Source organism: Acinetobacter sp. IRS14 (genome assembly GCF_034650275.1).
In the GTDB taxonomy this organism is placed as follows: Bacteria; Pseudomonadota; Gammaproteobacteria; order Pseudomonadales; family Moraxellaceae; genus Acinetobacter; species Acinetobacter oleivorans.
The window spans coordinates 1-25,382 of the sequence record NZ_JAOVFN010000006.1; the positions used below are offsets into that span (position 1 = coordinate 1).

Consider the following 25,382-nt stretch of genomic DNA (forward strand, 5'->3'; position numbering starts at 1 on the left):
TTAAATTCAAACTTAAGATCATTATTATCGTAGTCATCTAAATCAATATTAAGTACGCGATATCCTGCTGTTAAACCAAGATCAATGAGTAGATTATCTGCAAATTTATATTTTACTTCTGCTAATGCGTCTGTGATTCGTGCATCATCAAAGTTTGTATAAGTTGCTTCACCTTTAGCACTTAGGCCTGTAAATGGAAGTTTGACTTCACCAGATAAATAAGCAATAGGATATGTTTTATTAATATCCACGCGCTTACCAGTATAAGCAGTAATATCACCATTTAGTACAGTTGCACCAAGTCCAGCATCTACACTCACAATATTGTCTAGTAACTCATAATAGAGAATAAAATCGCTATGATCTAAATCAACTTTATAGTTAGCTTGACCTAGAGTTTCTGATTTAGTTTGAGTATCTAAATTTACATAACGTATTTTTGCATTTGGAATAAATGGGATTGGGTGTTCTATTGCTAATGAGAGTTGAGCACTCCCTTTTTGATCTAAATCCTGATCTTCAGGGAATTGAGACGACATATTCGCTTTACCATCATAAAACCAGTAGCCTATATCTCCTTTTACTCCAACAAAGTCTGCTTGGGCAAAGCCACTTAAGCCCATCCCGAGCGTTAATAAAGATATTTTTAATATTTTCACTTTGAACATCCGCATAAAAGAAATCTTTGAGCGCATGATATAGACATCTTGCTACAGATGCATTGATAAAAAATATGAGTCTTAAGCGTATATTGTTAATAATTTTTCTAAGCTAGATAAAATATTAGTCATTTCAAATAATTAATATTTAAATTTTTCATTTGGATGACATTAGTCCTTTACAGATTTTAGTATAAATTTTGTCATATAAAAAATGGGTATTATCAAATTTTAATTGGAAATTAAGGAGGAAATTAATGGATAAGTCGAGTAATTAAATAGATCTTTTTAAGATTTGGAAGAAAATGTCATTGAACAATATTGTCTGACTATTTGATTTAAACGTAAAGATTAGCTGAAAAATAACCAATTGTGAAAAAAACTTAAAAAATTCGTAAAATTTCTGATGGAAATTACAGTAAAAAGAAATAAAAACAGGTATTGTTCAGCTATATAGGGGCAAAAAATGGACAAAAATCTTTAAGGAAGAATTTTCTATTTTTGCTTGTTTGAAATGAAAATAAAAATACTCACAAGGTGCCTTTTATTCTCAATCAAACACAAAAGTATTCTTTGGTTCTTTTTTTGCATGCGGAATAACAATCAACAATAGCAGTAAAAATAAGCAATCTTTTAACATTAGGTGTTTTATGACAGATTCTCGTGAAAACTGGACGTCACGATCTGGTTTTATTATTGCAGCCGTTGGTTCGGCTGTAGGCTTAGGTAATATTTGGCGCTTTCCATACGTTGCTTATGAAAATGGTGGTGGTGCGTTTCTTATTCCTTATCTATTGGCACTCATTACTGCTGGTTTACCGTTACTATTTTTAGATTATGCGGTCGGTCATCGTAGTACTGGTTCACCTCCAAAAGCATATCGGGCCTTATTTAAAGGTGGAGAAACATTAGGTTGGTGGCAAGTTTGTGTCTGTATCATTATTGGTTTGTATTATGCGAGCGTTTTGACATGGGCAGGTAGTTACGTTTACTTCTCTATTGGTCAAATGTGGGGAAGTGATCCGGAAGGCTTCTTCTTTAATACCTATTTACAAACCTCAAAAGCGACTGGTTTTGATTTACAGTTTGTAAGTCATTTATTCTGGCCGATTGTTGGAATTTGGGCACTTACTTTAATCATTCTTTATGGTGGGGTGAAAAAGGGTGTGGAATTATCCAATAAAATTTTCATGCCATTATTATTCATTCTATTTACTATTTTGGTGATTCAGTCATTGCGTTTACCTGGTGCAGTTCAAGGTTTGAATGCATTCTTTACGCCAAACTGGTCAGCAATGATGGACTATAAGGTATGGTTAGCCGCTTATGGTCATACTTTCTTTTCATTATCTGTTGGTTTCGGGATCATGGTTACCTATGCATCTTATTTAAAACCAAAAACGAATTTAACTGGTTCTGGCTTAATCGTTGGTTTTGCAAATGCATCAACTGAGATTTTAGCAGGGATTGGTATTTTTGCTGCGCTTGGTTTTATGGCACATGCAGCGGGTACTGATGTTAAAGATGTCGTGAGTGGCGGAATTGGATTAGCATTTATCGCATTCCCTAAAATTATTTCAAGCTTAGGCGCGGGGGCTGATTTATTTGGTCTTTTATTCTTCTCTTCACTTTTCGTCGCAGGTATTTCTTCGATGGTCAGTATTTTGGAAGTGCCGATTGCAGCAATGCAAGATAAGTTGAAATGGGGCCGTAAAAAAGCTGTAACGATTATTGGTGGTGGTAGTGCACTTGTATCAATTATTTTATTCTCAAGTGTAAATGCAATTAAGTTGGTTGATATTGTTGATCACTTTATTAATAACATTGGTATTATCGGTGGCGCATTAATATCAATTATTAGCGTAGCTTGGTTTAAACGTTCAGCTCTTAAAGAACTTAGTGACCATATAAATCGTATCTCAACCATTCAAGTGGGTAAGGGATGGGACTTCACTTTAACGGTTATTACATCTTTAATCTTGTTAACGACACTCTGTATGACTGTTTTTAATTTGATCAAAAATGGCTATGATACTTATAGTATGAGCTTACAAGGTGTATTCGGCTGGGGCAGTGTGATTTTCTGTGCGGTCGTTGCAATCGTGCTAAGCAAAATGAAAGATCGCTAGGAGGATAAAATAATGAATACTTCGGCAATCGTGATGATGGTGATTTCGATGGTGTTTTTATGGGGTGGGTTGGCTTTATCCATTCTTCATTTATCGAAACATCCTGAAGAGTTAGATGACGTTTTAGAAGATGTAAAAGATCAGCATACGCTTTGATGCTGGTCTAAAAAGCAGGCTTAAAGCCTGCTTTTTTTATGCAATTTTTTGAATTTTACAATAATAAAATCCGTCGCCAGATTGCGCTTGTGGTAATAATTGTCGACCATGAATTTGTTCAATTCCCCAATTCGCTTCAATCTTAATTTCTTTTGCATCAGTATGTTCTGCAAAGAAATTTATCATCTGCTGTTCATTTTCAGCTTTTAAAACTGAACAGGTAATATAGAGCAATGTGCCTCCAACGTTGAGTTGTTGCCACATGTGTTCCAAAATTTGCTTTTGCAGTTCAATCGTTTGAGCTATGTCGCTAGATTGGCGCAATAGGCGTATGTCAGGATGACGACGAATAACGCCTGTAGCGGAGCAAGGTGCATCAAGCACGATACAATCTACAGGTTGAGCAGGAGTCCACTTGGTTGCATCCGCAGCCAAAATTTCTGTTTGACTTTGATCAAGTGCTAAGCGATTTAAGTTCTCAGTTACACGCACTAAACGACTTGGGTCCTGATCAATCGCAATGAGCTGAGCAGGTTTAAATTTTTCAAGTAAATGAGCAGTTTTACCACCTGGGGCAGCACATGCATCAACTACTATTTTATCGTTCAAATCTGGCAATAATGTTGCACAAAGCTGAGCGTGTTCATCTTGTACGGAAAACCAACCTTGTTCAAAACCGGGTAGTTGAGTAATTTGTACAGACTGTTCAAGAACAATACCTGCCTCAGACAAAGTACAAGCACGTGCCTGAATTTCTAAACTCTGTAATTTTGCTAAATAAGCATCTCGACCAATATGACGCTGGTTCACCCTTAAGGTTAAAGGCGCGACTTGCTTCAAAGATTGGCAGAGAGATTCAGTTTGTTCACCCCAATCCTTTTTTAAGCGTTTGAAAAGCCAGCTTGGTAAACCATGCGCCTGCTGTAAGCCTTGCTGAAAGTCATCAGTTTCACGAGTAGCTCGGCGTAAAATTGCATTAACAATACCGCTAAGTGCAGGGAATCCAAGTTGTTTAGTCGCATCTACTGTTTCTGAAATAGCGGCATGCGCTGCAATACGCGTGCATAAAACTTGATAAAGCCCAACATACAGACAGGTTTCAACAGTTTCATTATTTAAAGGTTTGCTGAGCAAAGGTAGGCTAATTGATTTAAGAGCAAACCATTGGCGTAGCGTACCTAGAACAAGTTCATGAAATAGTGCGCGATCACGTTCTGCAACTTGATTCAGCTGTGTATTTAAAATACTAGCAAGTGATTGCCCTTGCTGGACTTTTAATAACGTCTGAACGACTTGAGCACGTAAGTTAAATCGTGACGAATTTGATGAAACCTGACTCATGGTAGAATTTGTCCTACGTGAAGTTTTTGAGTTTGTGCAATTTGTTGAGCATTCATTGCTTTACCACCCGGCCATTGCACGCTGGTCAGACAAATAAAAGAGTTTTGACCACAAGCAACATGTACGCCTTGTTTATCAATCGCGATAATTTCACCAGCTTGGGCATTTGCTTGGCTTTGAGTGGAAGTGGTTGAGTTCCAAACACGCAAAGCACTATTTTCATCTAACTGAATGAATGCAACTGGCCAAGGGTTGAACGCACGAATATTTCGGTCAAGTTGAACAGCATCATTTGACCAGTCAATACGAGCTTCTGATTTCACCAATTTGTGTGCATAGACAGTTAGGCTTTCGTCTTGGACTTCGCGTTCTGCCAAATATTTTTGTAGTGTTTCTTCTGACTCAAGTACGTCACAAATTGCTTCCGCACCTTGAGCTGCGAGTTTGTCATGTAAAGTCGCTGATGTATCTTCGGCTGTGATTGGACAGTAGGTTTTATACATCATATCGCCTGTATCTAAACCAGCAGCCATTTGCATGATTGTGATTCCGGTTTCTTTATCACCCGTTGCAATTGCACGCTGAATTGGTGCTGCACCGCGCCAACGTGGTAATAGTGAACCGTGAATATTTAAACAGCCATATTTAGGTGTATCGAGCACAGCTTGTGGAAGAATCAAGCCATAGGCTGCAACGACCATCACATCGGCACCTAAAGTTGCAAGTTCTTGTTGGGCTGCGAGCCCTTCTTCTGTAGATGCTTTAAAGTGAAGTGGTTGATAAACAGGGATACCATGTTCAAGCGCAAGCTGTTTTACAGGAGATGGCGTTAGTTTTTGTCCACGGCCTGCTTTACGATCTGGCTGGGTGTAAACGGCGATAATTTCATGGGAAGTTTTTAATAATGCCGCCAATGCTGTTGCAGCAAATTCGGGGGTGCCAGCAAAAATAATTTTCACAAATGCAATCCAAAAAGAGTTTATGGGTAGTATACGTGAAAAACGTTTGAAGCCCTAAACTCATGGCTATTGAGAGATTTGATTTTTAAATAGTGAACAAAAAATTATTCAAAAAATTTTATTGATAAAAAAAGGTTATGAAAAAATAAAAAATTATTCATGTAAGTTTTGCTAAATATTGACTGACTATTACTGTTCTTGGCTTTCCGAATATTATTTGCTTCTATAGAATGGAGAATGATCAAATTATGATGATGAGTCAATATTCCGACTGATCTAACGCTATATCAGTATCATTCAGCCAGAGTGGGAGAAATTCCGCTCAAGCACAACTTGTTGGAAACACTAATGCCTGACTATCGTTCAAAAACATCGACACACGGAAGAAATATGGCTGGCGCACGTGGCTTATGGCGTGCAACAGGAATGAAAGATGAGGATTTCGGCAAACCGATTATTGCGGTGGTCAATTCATTTACTCAATTTGTTCCGGGCCATGTACATCTTAAAGATTTAGGGCAACTAGTCGCAGCAGAAATTCAAGCGGCAGGTGGTGTTGCTAAAGAGTTTAATACGATTGCAGTAGATGATGGGATCGCGATGGGGCATGACGGCATGCTTTATTCATTACCATCACGTGATTTGATTGCTGACTCAGTTGAATACATGGTGAATGCACATTGCGCCGATGCAATGGTATGTATTTCTAACTGTGACAAAATTACTCCGGGAATGCTCATGGCTGCGATGCGCCTGAATATTCCAGTTGTTTTTGTGTCTGGCGGACCAATGGAAGCGGGTAAGGTCAAGTTCCGTGGTAATGAAAAAGCGATTGACCTTGTTGATGCAATGGTTGTTGCGGCTGATGAAAGTTATACAGATGAAGAAGTTGAAGAATTTGAACGTTCAGCATGTCCAACATGTGGTTCATGTTCAGGTATGTTTACTGCAAACTCAATGAACTGTTTAACCGAAGCTTTAGGTCTATCTTTACCGGGTAATGGTTCGATTGTTGCGACACATGCAAATCGCAAAAAACTATTCTTAAAAGCAGGCCAACTTATTGTTGAATTGGCTAAGCGCTATTACGAACAAGAAGATGCAAGTATTTTACCTCGTTCAATTGCAACCAAGGCTGCGTTTAAAAATGCGATGACCCTTGATATTGCAATGGGTGGTTCAACCAATACGGTTCTGCATTTATTGGCCGCGGCAAGTGAAGCAGAAGTTGATTTTACAATGGACGACATTGACGAGTTGTCACGTCGAGTTCCTGTATTGTCTAAAGTAGCGCCTGCAAAACAAGACGTTCACATGGAAGATGTACACCGTGCGGGTGGCATTATGGCCATTTTGGGTGAGCTTGACCGTGCGAAGTTACTTGATGTATCTGTACCGACTGTACACGAGAAAACTTTAAAAGATGCATTAGATAAGTGGGATATTATTCGTACTGAAGATGCAGATGTATATGAGTTCTATCGCTCATCTCCGGGTGGGGTTCCAACTCAAGTTGCGTTCTCTCAAAATCGCTACTATGCAACTTTAGATGGCGATCGTGAAAAAGGTGTTATTCGTAATGCAGAACATGCATTCTCGAAAGATGGTGGTTTAGCAGTGCTGTACGGCAACATCGCGCTTGATGGTTGTATTGTAAAAACTGCGGGTGTAGATGAATCGATCTTGAAATTTACGGGCACAGCGCGTGTATTTGAAAGCCAAGATGCTGCTGTAGATGCAATCTTGGGTCATGATATTAAAGCTGGTGATGTTGTTGTGATTCGTTACGAAGGCCCACGTGGTGGTCCAGGTATGCAGGAAATGCTTTACCCAACCAGCTACCTTAAATCGAAAGGTTTAGGAAAAGACTGCGCATTGGTGACAGATGGTCGTTTCTCTGGTGGTTCATCAGGTCTTTCGATTGGTCACGTTTCGCCAGAAGCTGCTGAGGGTGGTGCGATTGGTTTGGTTGAAGATGGCGATACCATCGAAATCGATATTCCGAACCGTACCATTCACTTAAACGTTGATGATGCGACTATGGCGCACCGTCGTACAGTTCAAGAAGCGAAAGGCTGGCATCCGAAAGAAGAACGTAAACGTAAGGTATCAAAAGCGTTAAAAGTTTATGCAATGCATACAACAAGTGCAGCGAAAGGAGCTGTACGCGTTCTATAAAATATTCAATTTTATTAATTGAATAGAAACTATGCATCCATTTGCACGATGAATTATTATCATGCTGATGGGTGCATTTTTTACATCTGTTCGAAAAAATAGGCTTGTAGATGAGGGTGTTGCAAGTCATTCTATGGGTTTGCCATAAAATGATGATAAAATCTTCACCGATGCAGGAATACGTGCAATAACATGAACTTTGTTCTGCGGTACTTTGTACTGCGATCAAAGCAGTTTTTTCGTCTTGCTTAGGATTTATTTTTTAGAGGCTCTACTCTCATGTCACTGCTACGCCGTTGGTTTGACCCTATCCGATCGAGTTGGTTTTACCAAAAACCTTCACGTCAAGCGGTGTTACCCACGGAAAATGGTTTAAGTATTTATTTACGACTTGATGATGTGTATAGCTATTTAGCTGTTCAACAACTGTCTCAGCTTGATGAGATTTTAAGTGATGAACTTAAGCCCTTAAAAATTATTATTTCCCATACGGCTTCTGAACCTCCGAATGGTATGTCGCATGAAGAATGGCAAAATTATTGTTTGAATGATGCCAAAATATTAGCCAAACAACATCGTTTTGCTTTTGATGAATTTCCAGAAATCCCAAGCCAAGAATCTTTAAAACAAGCCGCCATCATATTAAAAAGAACCCCATTACAAGGTCAGAATTTCTTACATTTACTTGAAGATATTTTTCACATGCTTTGGCAGCAGCAATACGGAAAGCTGCGTACTTTACATGCCATGGCAGTTAAACATCAGCTTCCTCAACATTTTTCAGAACGTATTTTTACGGATGAGCCTGTACCGGCAGCTTACTTTGAATTTGGTGGGCGTAAATATCATGCAGTAGATGATTTATTGCGTTTAACTCGTCGTCTAAAACAGCAAAAGTTACTGACTGGCAATCCGATCTTTTTAATTAATCATATCGAATGGCGTGAGCATTTAATTAATGATGCTGAAGCACTTACCGAAATTCAGACACTTCATCCTGAACTTGATTTATATATTGCCTTAGAAGATCCAATGAGTTGGCTATTGCTTGCTTATATTAAGGAAGAACTGGCTGATTATTATGATATTCAATTAAAAGTTTACCCTTTAAGCTACCAAGGCCGAGATTGGTTTGATTGGAGTTTGGCAACACGTGTTTCTAAACGAACAGATGTCGCTTTTACTCCTTTTTGCCGCCCTACCGAAGAAAGTGCGCTTGAAATGGCAAAGCTTTTCTATAGTGTGCAGGAAAATCAGCAAATCGATACGATTTTTACGATCTTGCAGGCCGTTTGGACAAAAGGCAAAGATTTATCTTTCCAAAAGCATTTCCAAGAATTACAGCATCAGCTGGGAATTGAGCAGTTAACCGAGCAGGATGTACCAGCTGTTTTGGCACAAAATGATGCTTTTTGCAAAGATAAGCATCAGCCTGATTTACCGGTTTTAGAGTTGCGTATTGATGGGCAAAGTTATGTATTTAATAGCTTGTACCGCGTTTGGATGATTGAAAGTATTTTTAGTAATGTTTTAGAAGAAAAATACAAAACGGCCTCAACTTCTAATTGAGGCCTACTCCTAAAAACAAGAATAGGGCAAAACCTGTTTTTTTCCGTAGCATAACCATGTAGGGAATCGGAGATAAACAGTGACTTTTTTAGTAATTATTATGATGGTGTTTGCCTTTGCTGGCATGATTAAAGGCATGATCGGTTTAGGGTTGCCCGCAGTATCGATGGGCTTACTCACCATCGCAATGAGTCCTTTTCAAGCAGCCTCTTTACTCATTGTTCCTTCAATGGTCACCAATGTTTGGCAGCTTTTTGCTGAAGGGCATGTCTGGGCTTTTATTCGCCGTTTCTGGACCTTACTCGTAGGCATTGTGGTCGGTTCAATATGGAGTTTTCTACCGACTTTAAGTCAAAGTCATGGGCACAGTAGTGAGATTTTATTGGGCTGTATGTTGGCCTTATATGGGCTCTATGGACTATGTGTCAAAAAGCTCCCGCACTTAGGAAAGCATGAACGTTGGCTATCACCGATCATTGGTTATATTGGTGGAGCAGTCACCGTAGCCACAGGCGTCATTATTATTCCTATCGTGCCATATTTGCAGTCTTTGCATTTAAAACGTGACGAGCTGGTACAGGCTTTGGGACTAACATTTACGGTGTCTACCATTTGTCTTGCCGTCTTTTTACACCACAACCCAATTTCAGGAATAACACTGGACTATCGGTTATCTTTTGCGGCTTTATTTGCTGCACTCGTTGGAATGTGGTTAGGTAAAAAAATTCGCTATCGACTCAATGAGCAGTTATTCCGTCGTATCTTTTTTATAGGGTTGGTGTCATTAGGGCTTTACATGATTCTACATTAAGCCGTTTTTTCAGGACGATGCTGCAATAAAAAATCTGCAAACTGTTGGTAACTGCTAGGCAGCTGGTTGAAGTTTTGTGTGGCTAAAAGGAGTTTACGATTTGCCCATGCACCTAGCAGTTGGATCGAATGAAAATCATAATCTGATTGCAAACGCTGTGCCGCACGAGCTGGCATAATCGCAATTCCCACGCCTTTGGCAACGACTTCAGCAATTGCACTAAAGTTAGGTAAGCGCAAACGGTATTGTATGTTAAAGCCTAATAGCTTAGCTTGGGTTTCGATAGACTGTTGCAAAGAGTGGTGGGGTTTAAGACCAATAAAACCATAGCTTAGAGCATCTACCAAATTCAGCTCTTGGTATTGAGCTAAATTGTGAGTAGTAGGGCAAATCAGAACTAACGGATCACTCGCAAATTCCTTAGTTTGCAAATGTCGGGTATCGAAAAAGCTTGAGACTAGACCGAGACTCGCAATTCCTTGGGTTAATGCATCTACAATTTCTGAGCTTTCTGCCTCATGCAAATCGATATTCATTTCAGGATGAAGCACTAAATATTGCGGTAATAATGTAGGCAAATATTCACTTTGAGCAGAAGAGTTACACCAAAGCGTTAATGCCTCTGTGGTAGGGTGCCTAAACCGCTGCATTTCTTGTTCGAGTTGATCTTTTTGTGCTAAAAGCTGACGAGCATGCTCTACAAAAGCATGTCCAGCTGTGGTGAGTTCTACCCCAGTGGTTTGGCGAACAAATAAGGGTGTCTCAAAATACTGTTCGAGTTTTTTTATACGCTCGCTCGCTGCTTGAAGTGAAATAGCAGAGCGATCAGCACCTTTAGTTAGGCTACCAGTCGAGACGATATGAAGAACCAACTGTAAATCAAAAAAATCAAAACGCATGATAGGAACGTATTGAAATGCAAAAATTCATCATACTAAATCGTAATGAAAAAAGGCAGCTTACGCTGCCTTTTTGAATTTAGGTTTTATCTTTTAAACTAAACAACCAATTTAGAATAATGGCCGCAAATGTTGCTGTACCAATGCCCCCTAAATTGAAATTACCAAACATTAATTCAAAATTTCCGGCACCTAAAATAATCGTCACAGAAGCAACAATCAGGTTTTTATTGTTAGAAAAATCAACTTTGTTTTCGATCCAGATTTTTGCACCTGCAATGGTAATCAAACCAAACACAACAATAGATGCACCTGTTAAGACAGCACTTGGAATCGTACTAATTACCGCGCCAAATTTTGGAGATAACCCCAAGAAAATAGCAAAGACACCTGCAATCACAAAAACAATGGTTGAGTACACACGAGTGACTGCCATGACTCCAATATTTTCGCCGTAAGTGGTCATACCTGGAGCACCCACACTACCAGAAAGAGTGGTTGCCAAACCATCTGCAACGAATGCTTTGCCTAATTGCGGCGTCAGGTTTTCACCAGTCATTGCACCAACAGCTTTAATATGGCCTAAGTTTTCTGCTACTAAAATAAGCGCAACTGGCGCAATAATCAGCATTGCTTTGGTATCAAAAGTAGGATGTGAAAAGCTTGGGATACCGAACCATGCAGCCTGTGAGATTTGGCTAAAATCGATTGGTTTACCAAAACCTAGCCCATTGGTGGTGATAGCATAAATTGCATACGCCAGAATTAAACCGACCAATAGAAGTAAACGTTGCAATAAGCCGCGAGTAAAGACTGCAATACTACCCATACAAAGTACGGTAATTAAAGCCATCCACATTTCAAATGGTTGGCCTGCAACACCTTTAATGGTAACGGGTGCGAGGTTTAGACCAATAATCATCACAATGGCGCCAGTCACCACAGGCGGCATGAGTTTTTCAATCCAGCGTGTACCCGTAAGCATCACAATAAAACCGATAATGGCATAAAACACACCACATGCTACGATTCCGCCTAAAGCCATCGAAAGGTTTGGATTGGCACCCGAACCTGTAATATGTCCCGTTGCTGCTGCAACCACACCAATAAATGCAAAACTTGAGCCTAAGTAACTCGGAACACGGCCACCCGTAATTAAAAAGAACAGGATGGTACAGATACCAGACATTAAAATGGCAAGGTTAGGATTAAAGCCCATGAGTAATGGTGCTAAAACCGTTGCTCCAAACATGGCAAACGCATGTTGAATACCTAAAATAGCACTCTGAACAGGGGGGAGATATTCGTTGGTAGAGACCGGTCGGTGGTCAATATCACCTTGGTAAGGCTGCCATTTTGGAAACCAATTGGACATAAAATAAGCTCATTATTCTTTAATTGGTGCCATGATACTCTTTCTTGAGAGTGCATTTAATCTCTAGAGAGAAGTATGTTAGTGAAAAGTAATTGTTTTTTAACGATTGGTATAATTTTATGAATTCTAAATATAAGGAATTAGTTATTTTTTTCTCATAAAGCCTATTTTTTTGATTTTAAAAAAATATTCAAAAAAATAGAAAATCGAGGAAAATTTAAGAAAAATAGAGAATTTTGCAAGTAAAAAGCAGCACATCAAGATGCACTGCCTTGTTAAACAATTGGTAAAATTAGCTTAGCCCGTATTACGTAAGCCAGCAGCAATACCCGCAATACTCACCATAAGTGCATGGTCAACAGGTGTGTTCTCTGCCTGACGCTCAGCAAGATAATCACGGCGGCGTTTCATGAGTTCAGCCTGCAAAAGATGCAAAGGAAGTAAGTACGGTTTACGAACTTGCATTGATTGATCAAGAACTTCGTTATTGCTAAGAAGCTTTGATTCATCTTTCAATTTAAGGAGTGTTTCAACAGCATCTTTTAGGCGCTGACGTAATTGATTGCCGAGCACTTTTAAATCTTCATCTTCAGTCAAATGAGACTCGTAATAGAGTGCAATGTTGGCATCAGATTTAGACAATACCATTTCCAACATATCAATAAGCGTCTGGAAATAAGGCCATTGCTGGAGCATTTCATCAAGCGTTGCTTTTTGCTGATCGGCAATCACTTCATTAATTGCTGCACCAGTACCTAGCCATGCAGGTAGCATCAAACGGATTTGAGTCCATGCAAATACCCATGGAATCGCACGTAAAGACTCAATACCTCCACTCACTTTACGTTTTGCTGGACGTGAGCCTAATGGCAACATTTGTAATTCGAGTTCAGGCGTAACGGTCCGTAAATACTTCACAAAATGTGGATTTTCACGCACTGTCTGGCGATAAACCTTAACGGAGTGATCTGTCATACGGTTCATGATTTCACGCCACTCGGCTTTAGGTTCTGGTGGCGGTAATAAGGTCGCTTCGAGAGTGGCAGCGGTATAGATTTCAAGGTTTTGCATGGCAATCCCTTCTAAACCGAACTTGAAGCGAATCATTTCACCTTGTTCTGTGACACGGATTGCACCAGAGATCGAACCCGGGGGTTGTGAAAATAGTGCCTGCTGTGTTGGAGCACCGCCACGACTAATTGAGCCACCACGGCCGTGGAACAGCGTCAACTGTACGCCGTGTTTTTGAGCAATTGCAGTTAGCTCTTCTTGAGCACGATATTGCGCCCAGTTAGCTGACATGAAACCAGCATCTTTTGCAGAGTCGGAGTAACCGATCATCACTTCGTGTTTACCCTGAATGTGCTGTTTATACCAATGCATATTGAACAGCGTATTCATGGTTGTTGCAGCGCCATCTAAATCTTTTAAAGTTTCAAATAGAGGAACTACACGTAAAGGGTGCTGAATACCTGCTTCTTTTTGCAATAACAACACCGCTAAAACATCACTTGGATATTCAGCCATCGAAATAATATAGGCACCTAAAGATTCAGGTGGTTGGTCTGCCAAAGTACGCATGGTTGCAAATACTTCTTGGACATCTGGGTGTCCAATCAAACTGCCTTCAGGTTCATTAATATATTTCGGTAAAAGCGGGCGCTTGCTCTGTAATTCCTGAATCAGGAAGTTTTGGCGTGCTTGTTCAGTCCACGATTCAAAATTACCTAAACCTAAATATTCGGTAATTGCTGAAATCGCTTGGCGATGACGACCTGATTCTTGGCGAATGTCGAGTTTAAGTAGTTCAATACCAAAACAGTTCACACGATAAATAAAGTCGAGGAGTTGACCATTCGCAATTTCAGGTAAGTTACTGTCGATTAAAGAGCGATAACAAAGCAATAGGGGTTGTAAAAGCTCATCTTTGCTTTTAATGACATTGCTGTCGTCTGCTTCTAAGCCTTGTAAGCGCTGTGCTAACCAGTGGCGAGTCGCTTTTAAGCGTTCGCGTGTAGCACGTAAATATTCACGATAAGGCTCTGCATGTTGGTTACCAATAGCCTGAATCATTTCTTCAGAACAGGTTTGGATTGAAAGTTCCCAACGTAAGTTTTCGATATCTCTTAGGTAAAGGTCGGCAGCTTGCCAGCGTGATAACCACAGTACTTCTTGAGTGATTTGGTGAGTAACATTTGGGTTGCCATCACGGTCTCCACCCATCCAAGAAGCAAAGCGCACTGGCGCAATGTTAAGGGGTAAGTTTTGTTGGCAATTATCTTGAACCAACTCATTTAATTCACGAATAAATTTAGGTACAGCATTCCAAAGTGTTTGTTCAATGGTTGCAAAGCCCCATTTTGCTTCATCAACAGGGGTCGGGCGGTGCTGGCGAATTTCATCTGTTTGCCATGCCGAACTGATTTGTTGCTTTAAGTTGGCAAGTGCATTTTGTCGTTCACGCGGAGTAAGTTTTTGCTGATCAAGCTGTGAGAGACATGCGTTAATATCGTCATATTTCTGAATCAGGGTACGACGACTCACTTCAGTTGGGTGCGCCGTAAGTACTAACTCAATATTGAGATCACAAATTTGCTGGAACAGTTTTTCTGTCGAAATACTTTTATCTTTAAATTTTTGAAATAGGTGAACAAGTGGATTTGGAGAATTAGCCTCCGAATCAAATTCTGCCTGTCTGCGACTACGAACCACATGGTATTGCTCGGCAATATTGGCAAAATTTAAAAAATGAGAAAAAGCGCGGGTAAGAGGCAATAGCTCTTCATCGGGCAATTCTAAAAATAATTGTTCTAATTGCTTTTCGGCTTCAGCTTGACCATCACGTGCACCTTTTGCAAGAGCACGGATTTGCTCGATCTGATTAAACAGTTCTTGTCCTGCATGTTGTTTTAGGGTTTCACCTAACAAATTGCCAAGTAAACGGACATCCTCACGCAGTGGCGCATCGATTTGCTGAACCATGCTATTTTCTCCTGTTCTTATTCTTATCGAATATAGCGCGATTAACAAACATTCCAAGCTTTGAGCGTAAGAAAATGTGAATTTTTGCTTAAAAAATAACATTTAATTCGCTTATGGCGTCTTAAAAGTAGACATGCACTCAGTGCGACTTTTGGCAATCGGACTTTGGTTTAATTCCGATATTTGAGCAAAAATAAATGAATTGCATCTCTAATAATGTGTTCTAGCTCTTCTGCGTTTGGTACGGCAATAATTCTAAGTAGAACCTTATGGTGACGTACACCAAGCAACAAAGTTAAAAGAAGCTCTGTTTGATAAATTGGATCATCGGCTTGGATAAACCCTAATTCAGCTGCTTTTTGGAAGAATGCGGCTAACTGATTTTGAAGTCGTGTATGTGATGCATCAAAAAACTGTTCAGCTAAAGGGCTTTGTTCTGCTGCGAGTTCAAATAATACATGTTCCAGCTTTAATGCTTCAGGTGAATAGATAATCTGTAAAGCGCGTGAACACACAATAAAGAGTGCTTGATAAAAGTCTACCGATGCATCTAATTCAAATTGTTTAGGATTTAGCGTCTCTTCACAGGTTTGCGTAATTGCACAGATAAACAGGTTTGCTTTGTCTTGAAAGTGATTATAAACCGTGAGTTTAGTGACACTTGCTTCCTGTGCGATCTGGTTCATGCTGGTACCGTGATAGCCAGATTTTAAAAAAATAGCTTTTGCGGCTTGTAAGATACGAGCACGTTTTTCCAGATCTTTAGGGCGACCACTTTGATTAACTGTTTGCACAAAATCCTCTGATAAAAATTTAAAAAGATAGCAATTTATAAGTTTTTCTTTAATTAATGTACCCATGGGTATATTAATTAAAAAATAAACAATTTATGATGCAAGCATATTGTGCCTTAAAAAATCAGTTTGAATAAGAGCGATAAGATATGAATCTGTTAAAACCTCTCATCATGAGTATGGTGATTGTTTGTACGGTCACATTAATGGGGTGTAGTAAAGAAGCTCCCAAAACAGAAGAAATACCCTATGTGATGGTGGCCCAACCCTTAACTACTCTCAATGAACAAAAAAGCTATGCAGGGGATGTGCAGGCTAGACAGCAAACAGCTTTAGCATTTCGGGTCGGTGGACAGGTTACGGCACGTTACGTGGATGTAGGTGATCGAGTTAAAGTCGGACAAGTTTTAGCAAAGCTTGACGTAGCAGATGCTCAGCTACAATTAAATGCCGCTAAAGCCCAACTGGACAATGCACAGGCTTCAGCAAAAACAGCAGCAGACGAACTTAAACGTTTTCAGCAATTATTGCCGATTAATGCGGTGAGTCGTTCGCAATTCGATACGGTAAAAAATCAATATGACGCTGCGCAAGCGGCTCTACAGCAAGCTCGTTCTAATTATGAAGTTTCTGCAAACCAAACTGGTTATAACCAACTCGTTTCTAATAAAAATGGGGTGATTACTGCGCGAAACATCGAGATTGGACAAGTGGTTGCTGCGGGTCAAGCGGCTTATCAACTGGCGATTGATGGAGAGCGTGAAGTTGTCATTGGTGTGCCAGAACAAGCGGTTTCCGAGATCAAGGTTGGGCAAGCAGCTTGGGTGACGTTATGGTCTAAACCGAATGATCGATTTGCTGGTTATGTGCGTGAAGTTTCCCCAGCAGCGGATCAGTCCCGTACATTTACAGTGAAAGTTGCACTCAAAGAAGGTCAATCTGCTATTCAGCTTGGACAAAGTGCACGCGTATTTTTTAGTTCGACTCAAACCAATGTGATGAGTGTGCCACTTTCGAGTGTTTCAGCAACAGATAATCAACCTTATGTGTGGGTGGTTAATGCGAACCAGACTTTGCGTAAAGTACCTGTAACGATTGGTGCATATGGCAAAGATAGTGTACCTGTGTTATCTGGATTGGCTCCAAATGATTGGGTTGTGATTGGCGGCGTACATTTGCTACGTGATAAACAGAAGATTCATCCGATTGATCGTGAAAACCGTGGGGTGAAAATTCAGGGAGCAACCCAGCCATGAAATTCAATCTCTCGGAATGGGCATTAAATAATAAAGGTATTGTCCTTTATTTTATGCTGTTGCTTGGCATTATCGGTGCAATCTCTTATTCAAAATTATCACAAAGTGAAGATCCACCATTTACCTTCAAGGTCATGGTGGTGCAGACCTACTGGCCTGGGGCGACTGCCAAAGAAGTTTCTACTTTAGTTACGGACCGTATCGAAAAGGAACTCATGACAACAGGGCAGTATGACAAGATCATGGCTTACTCCCGTCCGGGTGAGTCATTGGTCACTTTTGTAGCGAAGGATTCACTGACTTCTGACAAGATTCCTGATGTTTGGTACAACGTTCGTAAGAAGGTAAATGATATACGCCATGAACTACCAAACGGTGTACAAGGTCCATTTTTCAATGACGAATTTGGAGACACTTACGGCAATATTTATGTACTGACAGGCAAAGACTTTGACTATGCACTTCTTAAGGAATATGCAGATCGTTTGCAATTACAGCTGCAACGCGTCAAGGATGTCAGTAAGGTCGAACTCATTGGTCTGCAAGATCAAAAAATCTGGATTGAGATTTCTAACACCAAAGCGGTACAGCTTGGTATTCCAGTTACAGCGATTCAAGAGGCCTTACAAAAGCAAAACAGTATGGCAAGTGCAGGTTTTTTTGAAACAGGCACAGATCGCATCCAGATTCGAGTAAGTGGTCATTTACAAAACATTGATGAAATTAAGAAAATGCCTTTACTGGTAGGTGATAAAACCATTCAGCTCGGAGATGTCGCTGACGTCTACCGTGGTTTTAGTCAACCTGCTCAGCCACGTATGCGTTTCATGGGTGAAAATGGCATTGGTATTGCTTTATCAATGCGTAAGGGCGGCGACATTATTGCCTTAGGTAAAAATCTCGACACAGAATTTGCCCAGCTGCAAAAAACTTTACCTTTAGGCATGAAGCTCCAAAAAGTTTCTGACCAACCTGTAGCGGTACAGCGCAGTATTCATGAGTTTATAAAGGTACTCGCTGAAGCAGTTATTATTGTCTTGTTAGTGAGTTTTTTCTCTTTAGGTTTCCGTACAGGATTGGTTGTCGCTTTTTCTATTCCTTTAGTTTTAGCAATGACTTTTGCGGGGATGAATCTATTCGATGTCGGACTGCATAAGATTTCACTGGGTGCCTTGATTCTGGCGCTAGGTCTGTTAGTCGATGATGCCATTATTGCCGTCGAGATGATGGCAATTAAGATGGAGCAGGGTTATAGCCGAATTAAAGCCGCCGGATTTGCATGGAAAACCACTGCATTTCCGATGCTTACTGGAACACTGATTACTGCGGCTGGTTTCTTACCGATCGCTACGGCTCAGTCTGGTACAGGTGAATACACTCGCTCTATCTTTCAGGTGGTGACGATTGCCTTATTAGTCTCTTGGGTTGCAGCAGTTTTATTCGTACCTTATTTAGGCGAAAAGCTATTACCCGATTTTACTAAAACAGGTCATCAAGCGCCTTGGTATGTCCGTTTGTGGGCGAGATTAACCAAAAAACCGCAACCACAAACTGTAGCCATTTCACAGGACCATCACTACGATCCTTACCAATCTAATTTCTATTTACGTTTTAGAAAGATGGTCGAGTTTTGTGTGACTTACCGTAAAACCGTAATTGCGACGACGGTGGGTGTTTTTGTGCTATCTGTGCTGATGTTTAAGATAGTGCCTCAGCAGTTTTTCCCACCTTCAAACCGTGCTGAGATTTTAGTCGATTTAAAACTTGAAGAAGGCGCTTCTTTAACAGCGACAGAACAAGCTGTGAAAAAGGTTGAAAAATTCCTGTCTAAACAAAAAGGTATTGATAACTATGTGGCTTATGTCGGTACAGGTTCACCACGTTTTTATTTACCGTTAGACCAGCAATTACCGCAAGCCAGCTTTGCACAGTTTGTTGTACTTGCATCATCACTGGATGATCGTGATGAAATTCGACGCTCGTTAGACAAACAAATTAAGCAATTACTTCCGCAAGTTCGTACTCGCGTGTCATTACTGGAAAATGGTCCTCCTGTTGGCTATCCATTGCAATATCGTGTGTCGGGTGAAGATCAAAATCTGGTCCGTCAAGAAGCACAGAAAGTCGCTAAACTGATTAGCGAAAACTCGAATACCACCAATGTGCATTTAGATTGGGGTGAGCCGAGTAAGATTATTTCAATTCAAATTGACCAAGATCGTGCTCGACAAATGGGTGTCTCTAGTGTCGATTTAGCGAATTTCATTAATGCATCAATTACAGGTAGTGCGATTGAGCAATATCGTGAAAAGCGTGAACTCATCGAAATCCGTTTACGCGGCGATCAGAGCGAACGAGTTGAAGTGGCTTCCCTAGCAAGTTTAGCTGTACCAACGAACAACGGAACGACTGTGCCTTTAGCTCAAATCGCTAAAATTGAGTATAAGTTTGAAGATGGTTTAATTTGGCATCGTAACCGCTTACCGACCATTACTGTTCGCGCAGATATCCGCACTCAATTACAACCAGCTACAGTGGTTGGTGAGTTAGCTGAATCAATGGATAAGTTGCGTGCTGAATTACCAAGTGGTTATCTGGTTGAAGTTGGTGGAACTGTAGAAGAGTCTGCACGTGGGCAAAATTCCGTTAATGCGGGTATGCCACTGTTCTTGGCTGTGGTCATGACATTACTGATGATTCAGCTCAAAAGCTTATCACGCGCGACCATTGTGTTATTAACAGCTCCGCTTGGTTTAATTGGTGTGGTTTTATTCTTACTTCTATTTAACAAACCATTTGGTTTTGTGGCCATGTTGGGCACAATTGCGCTCTCTGGCATGATCATGCGTAATTCGCTTATTTTGATTGATCAAATTGAACAAGACAGGCAAGCAGGGCATCCAACATGGGAGGCGATTATTGAGGCGACAGTGCGTCGATTCCGCCCGATTATTTTGACTGCATTAGCCGCAGTTTTGGCCATGATTCCACTTTCACGAAGTATTTTCTTTGGTCCAATGGCAGTTGCGATCATGGGCGGCTTGATTGTTGCCACCTTACTGACATTATTTTTCTTACCTGCGCTCTACGCAGCGTGGTTTAAGGTGAAAAAAACCGCATAAAATACATAAATTTTTTGTGAATAAAGGTGCGAAATATTGAAAACTCCAATATAGTAGCACCTGTCTTTACACAAAAAATACAGGATTATTTCGCTGCATAAAAAATAGGCTAAGTGCAGTGAATTGAGGTGAAATACAGATGGGGCAAGACCATATCGAACAGCATCGCCGTTATATAGTAATTTCTTATGCGTTCATGTTTCTTGCATTGTTTACGGTTATTTTTGCGGCCTTTGCTTATTTGGTCGCTCGTAAAGTGGCGGTTGTAGATAATGCAGAAGTTTGGATTCATGCGCATGCACTATGGATTATGCGAAACGGGATTCTATTTCTTTGTATGGCAATTTTTGCTGTGGTCTGGTTTATTCCGCTCTTCTTCTTTGCATGGGACAGTAACCTCTGGGTAACCGCCTCTACGGTTGCGGGTGTGGTATTTAGCGCTATTGCGTGGTTATTTCTATTAAATGCATGGTTAAAAGGCTTGTCTAAATATTTAAAAAATAAGGCAGTTTTTTAATATATCTATTTTTTAAACATTTTACCCTTGTAAATTCGGCTAAAGCCCCCCATTTAGTCGGCAATAGAGTATTGATAAAATTCCGTGAGGAGCACCGCCAAAAATGGCTAAACGTGATTATTATGAGGTTTTAGGCGTTTCAAAAACCGCAAGTGATGATGAGATCAAAAAAGCCTACCGTAAATTGGCGATGAAATATCATCCTGATAGAAACCCTGACAATGCCGAAGCTGAAGAGAAATTTAAAGAAGCTGCTGAAGCTTATGAAGTTTTATCGGACAGCGAAAAGCGTAGCATGTACGATCGCATGGGTCATAATGCGTTCGAAGGCGGCTTTGGCGGCGGTGGTAGTGGCTTTGGTGGATTTAGTGCCGAAGACATTTTCAGCCAGTTCGGTGATATCTTCGGTGGTGCATTCGGTGGCGGTGGACGTCAACAGCGTCAACGTCGCGGATCAGATCTACGCTATGTAATGGAACTTACCCTTGAAGAAGCTGTAAAAGGGGTGAAAAAAACCATTACCTTTACTGCTCCAGCACCTTGTGATGTGTGTGATGGTAAAGGTTCAAAAAATCCAAAAGATGTTGAAACCTGTAAAACTTGTCATGGTTCAGGACAAGTACGTATGCAGCAAGGTTTCTTCTCTGTACAACAAACATGTGGTACTTGTCGTGGCCAAGGTAAAATTATTAAAAACCCTTGTCAGGCATGTCATGGTTCAGGTGTAGCTGATCGCCAGCAAACGTTGGAAGTTACAATTCCAGCGGGTGTAGATAATGGTGACCGCGTTCGTTTGAGTGGCAAAGGCGAAGCAATTCGTGATGGCCAATCAGGTGATTTGTACGTTGAAGTCGTTGTTCGTGAACACGAAATTTTCCAACGCGATGGTGCCGATCTTTATATGGACGTACCAGTGAGCATTGCTGATGCTGCACTTGGTAAAGAAATTGAAATTCCAACTTTGGAAGGTCGCGTTAGTTTGAAGATTCCTGAGGGAACTCAAACAGGTAAATTATTCCGTTTACGTGGTAAGGGCGTTCGTCCAGTACGTAGCAGCATGGTGGGTGATTTACTCTGCCGTATTGTGGTAGAAACACCGGTCAACTTAAATTCTCGTCAACGTGAATTACTTAAAGAGTTGCAAGCTTCTTTTGATGGCGAAGACAGTGCTTCTTCACCGAAGAAAAAATCATTCTTTGATCGTTTGTTCGATTAATGCTTGATTAGATAAGAAATTAAAAAGAAGGCGGATATTGATAAAATATCCGCCTTTTTATTGCGCTGATTCATCTTATTATTTTTATTCTGCTTAAAAGAAAATTACGTCTGCTTACTCTGTAGGATGAGCAACATCAATATCATTAACACTTACGGTCGGTTCGCTAGAAGCAAGAGTAGGAGCATTTTCGATTACTGTTGCGGCTACTGCGTCTGCCTGTACAGCTACTTTTGGCGCCTCTGCTGTTGTTTCGCCAATAATCGGGTCAATATCTTCAACTTTAACGTTAGTGTTGGCATCAGTTGCTACAGTTTGAGCTGTAGGTGTTGCTGTTTGAGTACTTACGTTAGTTGTAATACGTGCTTTAGATAAGCTTTCTAATGTGTCTCCTGGCTGGATTGCAGGCTCTGCAAATGCCACTGAACTCATAATCCCCATCATCACTGTAAAGCCAATAATTCTCGAATGCATGCTGAACTCCTTATAGTCATCTTTTTTTCATTCGTGGTCCGTAGTGTGCAGATCAATTCTTTAACTTTTGTGAAAACAGATTAAATTTCAGTTCATCTCAAAAAATAATTTTTACTTTTTATCGTGAGCAAAGAGTTTTGATATAGTAGACAAATTACGTAAAACAGAAGATTGGGAAGGATTATGTCAGCAGCTCCACGCATTGGTATTTTAGGTGCAGGCGGTCGTATGGGCCGTACGCTTATTCAAGCAGTTCAACAGGCAGGCTATCAATTAGCTGCTGCGGTAGAGCGTCCGGAAAGTAGTTTGGTGGGCACTGACGCTGGTGAGCTTGCTGGTATTGGTTCAGTGGGTGTGAAGGTTTCAGGAAACTTGGCAGAAGTTCTTAAAGACTGCGATGTAATCATTGATTTTACTGCACCAGTTGCAACTGCTCAGCATTTAAAGCTTTGTCGTGAAGCTGGGGTTGCCATGGTTATTGGTACAACAGGTATGTCAGATGAGCAAAAAGCTGAGTTAGACGAAGTTGCCACTCATACACCTGTAGTTTACGCTGCGAACTATTCAGTGGGCGTAAATGTATCAATCAAGTTACTTGAGCTTGCAGCAAAAGTATTTGGCGATACAGTAGATATTGAAGTGATTGAAGCTCACCACCGTCATAAAGTAGATGCGCCATCAGGTACAGCACTCATGATGGGTGAAGCGATTGCAGATACTTTAGGACGTAACTTAAAAGAAGTTGCTGTTTATGGGCGTGAAGGGCACACAGGTCCGCGTGACCGTCAAACGATTGGTTTTGAAACCATTCGTGGTGGGGATATCGTTGGTGAACACACTGTGATGTTCATTGGTGAAGGTGAGCGCGTTGAAGTGACTCATAAAGCAACGAATCGTATGAACTTTGCTTCTGGTGCAGTGCGAGCTGCTGCATGGGTTGTGGGCCGTGAAGCGCGTAAATATGACATGAAAGATGTTTTAGGATTGAACGACGTACAGGTTTAAAACCCTGTCCGTATTCCATGTGTAGCGAGAAAAACAAGATAGAGCAGAACATGAATAAAAAACAAATTGCCTTGACCACTCTTCTTTGCTTAAGCAGCCTCTGGACGGGGGCTGCTTCAACGGAAAAAGCTAAACTCAGCTTAGACCGTAATAATATTAAAGTCTGGACCTATCAAAAGACTGATAATCCAGTCTTTCAATATAAGGCTGAAACGACTTTTGATGTGCCACTTGAACGCGCTGTTGCTGTGATTTTAGATGTAAATCGTGCCGATCAGTGGGTGCCTTATATGGGCAAGGTTCAGATGTTGTCTCAAGATGAGAAAAAAGGTGAATTCACACTCTATATGCTGTTAGATTTTCCTTTTCCTCTAAAAGATCGCGATGTGGTTGTGAAAGGAAAAATGAGTAAAGCAGCCAATGGCCTCATTACCATTAAGAATACGGCGATTAATAGTAATTATCCGATACAACCTGATGTCGTGCGTTTAACACGCTATGAAGGGGATTGGACCTTCCAGAAACTTGCAAATAACAAAGTTAAAGTAACCACAAGTGGTTATGCTGATCCGGCTGGTGCGATTCCGCTGAGCTTCGTAAATATGTTTGTTCAACAGCAACCTTATCAGATGTTGCTGAAAATGAAGCGGGAAGTGACTAACCCGATTTATGAACAACCGAAATTACCAGATATTTTAAAATAAATAGCTTAAAAAAAAGCGCCTGAGATCAGGCGCTTTTTTTATTAATCTGAACACTGCTGTAATGCTTGGGCGGGACTATTCTCGCGTTTGATTTGGAATAAAACCAATAACAAACCTAACCCTGCTAGCAATGCACCAGCAAATGATACTGCGCTATAACCCCAACCTAAATCGAGTACTAAAGCACCTGCTGCTGCTCCAACTGCGTTACCTAAGTTAAAGGCACCGATATTTACTGAAGAGGCAAGGCCTGGTGCTTCGTGAGCGACAGACATTACACGCATTTGTAATGGTGGAACTAAAGCAAAAGTTGCAGCACCCCAGATTACTAATGCAATGGCTGCTCCAATCTGGCTTTGTGCAAGGATTGGGAAAGTCACCATCATTACAATTAACAGAACCAAGAAACCAATCAGAGTTTTGTTAATAGACAAATCTGCAAAGCGACCGCCTAAATGGTTACCAACCGAGAAACCGACACCAATCAACATGAGCATAAACGTAATGAAAGTCGGAGAAGCATGTGTAAACTCAGTCAAACTTGGCGCGATGTAGGTATAGAGCGTAAACATTGCACCTGCACCAAGCACGGTGGTAAGTAGAGCAAGTATTACAGGAGTGCGCGTTAACACTTTCAACTCAGCTTTCACATTCGGTTTTTGGGCAACCATACCTTGTGGTAATGCTTTCCATAAAGCGAGCATAGTAATCACACCAAGCAATGAAATCGCAAGGAAGGACATACGCCAGCCAATGTTTTGCCCAACCCATGTTGCCAACGGTACACCACCAATATTGGCAATGGTTAAGCCCATAAACATGGTTGCTACAGCACTGGCCTGTTTATGTGCGGGCACAATGCTTGCTGCTACAACTGAACCGATCCCGAAGAAAGCACCATGGTTAAGGCTTGTGATGAGACGCGCACCTAATAAGCTCATATAGCTTGGTGAAAACGCTGCTATCAGGTTACCTACCGTAAAGATCGCCATCAGAAAGATAAGCGCATTACGTCGTGCAAAACCACCAAACCACAGGGTCATGAACGGGGCACCTAGCATGACGCCAAGCGCATAGCCCGTAATTAACATTCCGGCTGTTGGAATTGAAATCCCTAAATCATTAGCGATATTCGGCAACAGCCCCATTGGTGAGAATTCCGTGGTGCCAATGGCAAAGGCACCAATTGCCAATGCCAATAACGAGAACGCCGTATTTGATTGAGTGTTCATGAGT

20 protein-coding genes are annotated in these 25,382 nt (G+C 40.8%); 11 read left to right on the top strand and 9 right to left on the bottom strand.

Going from position 1 to position 25,382, the window contains the following annotated elements:
- Window positions 1–668 (bottom strand): TIGR04219 family outer membrane beta-barrel protein (locus ODQ17_RS07585; RefSeq protein ID WP_322902938.1); only part of this gene is annotated, 668 nt, incomplete at its 3' end.
- Window positions 669–1,309: 641 nt separating this feature from the next.
- Between ODQ17_RS07585 and ODQ17_RS07590 the strand changes: the two genes are divergently transcribed.
- Window positions 1,310–2,788, top strand: coding sequence for a sodium-dependent transporter (locus ODQ17_RS07590; protein WP_005300319.1), 1,479 nt, complete (start codon window positions 1,310–1,312; stop codon window positions 2,786–2,788).
- Between the two features lie 12 nt (window positions 2,789–2,800).
- Window positions 2,801–2,944, top strand: a complete 144-nt coding sequence (locus tag ODQ17_RS07595; RefSeq protein ID WP_004790262.1) for a methionine/alanine import family NSS transporter small subunit — start codon at window positions 2,801–2,803, stop codon at window positions 2,942–2,944.
- Window positions 2,945–2,980: 36 nt separating this feature from the next.
- Here the strand turns inward: ODQ17_RS07595 and rsmB are convergent, their stop codons facing one another.
- Together rsmB and fmt are read right to left on the bottom strand one after the other, a co-directional pair.
- On the bottom strand, window positions 2,981–4,285 hold the full coding sequence (rsmB, locus tag ODQ17_RS07600) for a 16S rRNA (cytosine(967)-C(5))-methyltransferase RsmB (protein ID WP_322902760.1): 1,305 nt from the start codon (window positions 4,283–4,285) through the stop codon (window positions 2,981–2,983).
- Entirely contained in the window at window positions 4,282–5,244 is a 963-nt protein-coding gene (gene fmt, locus ODQ17_RS07605) for a methionyl-tRNA formyltransferase (RefSeq protein ID WP_322902761.1), read from the bottom strand. The genes rsmB and fmt overlap by 4 nt, the downstream gene beginning before the upstream one ends.
- 348 nt (window positions 5,245–5,592) lie before the next feature.
- Here fmt and ilvD point away from each other — a divergent pair, with 348 nt between their 5' ends.
- The 3 genes from ilvD to ODQ17_RS07620 all read left to right on the top strand — a co-directional run bounded on the left by ilvD (window position 5,593) and on the right by ODQ17_RS07620 (window position 9,802).
- Window positions 5,593–7,422, top strand: coding sequence for a dihydroxy-acid dehydratase (gene ilvD, locus ODQ17_RS07610; RefSeq protein ID WP_034590616.1), 1,830 nt, complete (start codon window positions 5,593–5,595; stop codon window positions 7,420–7,422).
- Between the two features lie 279 nt (window positions 7,423–7,701).
- Complete coding sequence (locus tag ODQ17_RS07615) at window positions 7,702–8,991, top strand: hypothetical protein (protein ID WP_151822902.1); 1,290 nt, start codon at window positions 7,702–7,704, stop codon at window positions 8,989–8,991.
- A 79-nt stretch (window positions 8,992–9,070) separates the two neighbouring features.
- Entirely contained in the window at window positions 9,071–9,802 is a 732-nt protein-coding gene (locus ODQ17_RS07620) for a sulfite exporter TauE/SafE family protein (RefSeq protein WP_005300336.1), read from the top strand.
- Here ODQ17_RS07620 and ODQ17_RS07625 read toward each other — a convergent pair.
- The 4 genes from ODQ17_RS07625 to ODQ17_RS07640 all read right to left on the bottom strand — a co-directional run bounded on the left by ODQ17_RS07625 (window position 9,799) and on the right by ODQ17_RS07640 (window position 15,852).
- Complete coding sequence (locus tag ODQ17_RS07625; RefSeq protein ID WP_322902762.1) at window positions 9,799–10,701, bottom strand: LysR family transcriptional regulator; 903 nt, start codon at window positions 10,699–10,701, stop codon at window positions 9,799–9,801. The two genes, ODQ17_RS07620 and ODQ17_RS07625, sit on opposite strands and share 4 nt — an antisense overlap.
- A gap of 79 nt (window positions 10,702–10,780) precedes the next feature.
- Entirely contained in the window at window positions 10,781–12,076 is a 1,296-nt protein-coding gene (locus tag ODQ17_RS07630; RefSeq protein ID WP_004790247.1) for a solute carrier family 23 protein, read from the bottom strand.
- A 297-nt stretch (window positions 12,077–12,373) separates the two neighbouring features.
- Window positions 12,374–15,058 carry a phosphoenolpyruvate carboxylase gene (gene ppc, locus ODQ17_RS07635; protein ID WP_049837589.1) on the bottom strand — a complete coding sequence of 895 codons (2,685 nt, stop codon included), beginning with the start codon at window positions 15,056–15,058 and terminating at the stop codon, window positions 12,374–12,376.
- Window positions 15,059–15,228: 170 nt separating this feature from the next.
- Window positions 15,229–15,852 (bottom strand): TetR/AcrR family transcriptional regulator, encoded by a 624-nt coding sequence (locus ODQ17_RS07640; RefSeq protein ID WP_322902763.1) that lies wholly within the window; start codon window positions 15,850–15,852, stop codon window positions 15,229–15,231.
- Window positions 15,853–16,001: 149 nt separating this feature from the next.
- Between ODQ17_RS07640 and ODQ17_RS07645 the strand changes: the two genes are divergently transcribed.
- The 4 genes from ODQ17_RS07645 (at window position 16,002) to dnaJ (ending at window position 21,963) form a co-directional block, all read left to right on the top strand.
- Entirely contained in the window at window positions 16,002–17,108 is a 1,107-nt protein-coding gene (locus ODQ17_RS07645) for an efflux RND transporter periplasmic adaptor subunit (RefSeq protein ID WP_005300346.1), read from the top strand.
- Window positions 17,105–20,230, top strand: a complete 3,126-nt coding sequence (locus ODQ17_RS07650; RefSeq protein WP_322902764.1) for an efflux RND transporter permease subunit — start codon at window positions 17,105–17,107, stop codon at window positions 20,228–20,230. The genes ODQ17_RS07645 and ODQ17_RS07650 overlap by 4 nt, the downstream gene beginning before the upstream one ends.
- A gap of 139 nt (window positions 20,231–20,369) precedes the next feature.
- Window positions 20,370–20,747, top strand: coding sequence for a hypothetical protein (locus ODQ17_RS07655; protein ID WP_004790237.1), 378 nt, complete (start codon window positions 20,370–20,372; stop codon window positions 20,745–20,747).
- Between the two features lie 103 nt (window positions 20,748–20,850).
- On the top strand, window positions 20,851–21,963 hold the full coding sequence (gene dnaJ, locus ODQ17_RS07660) for a molecular chaperone DnaJ (protein WP_322902765.1): 1,113 nt from the start codon (window positions 20,851–20,853) through the stop codon (window positions 21,961–21,963).
- A gap of 114 nt (window positions 21,964–22,077) precedes the next feature.
- Here the strand turns inward: dnaJ and ODQ17_RS07665 are convergent, their stop codons facing one another.
- Window positions 22,078–22,437: a hypothetical protein gene (locus tag ODQ17_RS07665; RefSeq protein WP_322902766.1), complete on the bottom strand. Its 360-nt coding sequence runs from the start codon at window positions 22,435–22,437 to the stop codon at window positions 22,078–22,080.
- Between the two features lie 183 nt (window positions 22,438–22,620).
- On the opposite strand from ODQ17_RS07665, the gene dapB reads away from it, so the two are divergent.
- Together dapB and ODQ17_RS07675 are read left to right on the top strand one after the other, a co-directional pair.
- Entirely contained in the window at window positions 22,621–23,442 is an 822-nt protein-coding gene (gene dapB, locus ODQ17_RS07670) for a 4-hydroxy-tetrahydrodipicolinate reductase (RefSeq protein WP_322902767.1), read from the top strand.
- Between the two features lie 50 nt (window positions 23,443–23,492).
- Window positions 23,493–24,146: an START domain-containing protein gene (locus tag ODQ17_RS07675; protein WP_151827000.1), complete on the top strand. Its 654-nt coding sequence runs from the start codon at window positions 23,493–23,495 to the stop codon at window positions 24,144–24,146.
- A gap of 41 nt (window positions 24,147–24,187) precedes the next feature.
- On the opposite strand, the gene ODQ17_RS07680 is transcribed toward ODQ17_RS07675, so the two are convergent.
- Entirely contained in the window at window positions 24,188–25,378 is a 1,191-nt protein-coding gene (locus tag ODQ17_RS07680; protein WP_013196525.1) for an MFS transporter, read from the bottom strand.
- Window positions 25,379–25,382 lie beyond the last annotated feature (4 nt).

Excerpts from the sequence above, each read along its gene's own strand:
- ODQ17_RS07630 (WP_004790247.1), bottom strand. The coding sequence starts at position 12,076 with ATGTCCAATTGGTTTCCAAAATGGCAGCCTTACCAAGGTGATATTGAC.
- ODQ17_RS07655 (WP_004790237.1), top strand. The coding sequence starts at position 20,370 with ATGGGGCAAGACCATATCGAACAGCATCGCCGTTATATAGTAATTTCT.
- dnaJ (WP_322902765.1), top strand. The coding sequence starts at position 20,851 with ATGGCTAAACGTGATTATTATGAGGTTTTAGGCGTTTCAAAAACCGCA.
- ODQ17_RS07665 (WP_322902766.1), bottom strand. The coding sequence starts at position 22,437 with ATGCATTCGAGAATTATTGGCTTTACAGTGATGATGGGGATTATGAGT.
- ppc (WP_049837589.1), bottom strand. The coding sequence starts at position 15,058 with ATGGTTCAGCAAATCGATGCGCCACTGCGTGAGGATGTCCGTTTACTT.
- ODQ17_RS07590 (WP_005300319.1), top strand. The coding sequence starts at position 1,310 with ATGACAGATTCTCGTGAAAACTGGACGTCACGATCTGGTTTTATTATT.
- ODQ17_RS07675 (WP_151827000.1), top strand. The coding sequence starts at position 23,493 with ATGAATAAAAAACAAATTGCCTTGACCACTCTTCTTTGCTTAAGCAGC.
- ODQ17_RS07680 (WP_013196525.1), bottom strand. The coding sequence starts at position 25,378 with ATGAACACTCAATCAAATACGGCGTTCTCGTTATTGGCATTGGCAATT.
- ilvD (WP_034590616.1), top strand. The coding sequence starts at position 5,593 with ATGCCTGACTATCGTTCAAAAACATCGACACACGGAAGAAATATGGCT.
- ODQ17_RS07595 (WP_004790262.1), top strand. The coding sequence starts at position 2,801 with ATGAATACTTCGGCAATCGTGATGATGGTGATTTCGATGGTGTTTTTA.
- rsmB (WP_322902760.1), bottom strand. The coding sequence starts at position 4,285 with ATGAGTCAGGTTTCATCAAATTCGTCACGATTTAACTTACGTGCTCAA.
- ODQ17_RS07645 (WP_005300346.1), top strand. The coding sequence starts at position 16,002 with ATGAATCTGTTAAAACCTCTCATCATGAGTATGGTGATTGTTTGTACG.
- ODQ17_RS07650 (WP_322902764.1), top strand. The coding sequence starts at position 17,105 with ATGAAATTCAATCTCTCGGAATGGGCATTAAATAATAAAGGTATTGTC.
- ODQ17_RS07615 (WP_151822902.1), top strand. The coding sequence starts at position 7,702 with ATGTCACTGCTACGCCGTTGGTTTGACCCTATCCGATCGAGTTGGTTT.
- dapB (WP_322902767.1), top strand. The coding sequence starts at position 22,621 with ATGTCAGCAGCTCCACGCATTGGTATTTTAGGTGCAGGCGGTCGTATG.
- ODQ17_RS07625 (WP_322902762.1), bottom strand. The coding sequence starts at position 10,701 with ATGCGTTTTGATTTTTTTGATTTACAGTTGGTTCTTCATATCGTCTCG.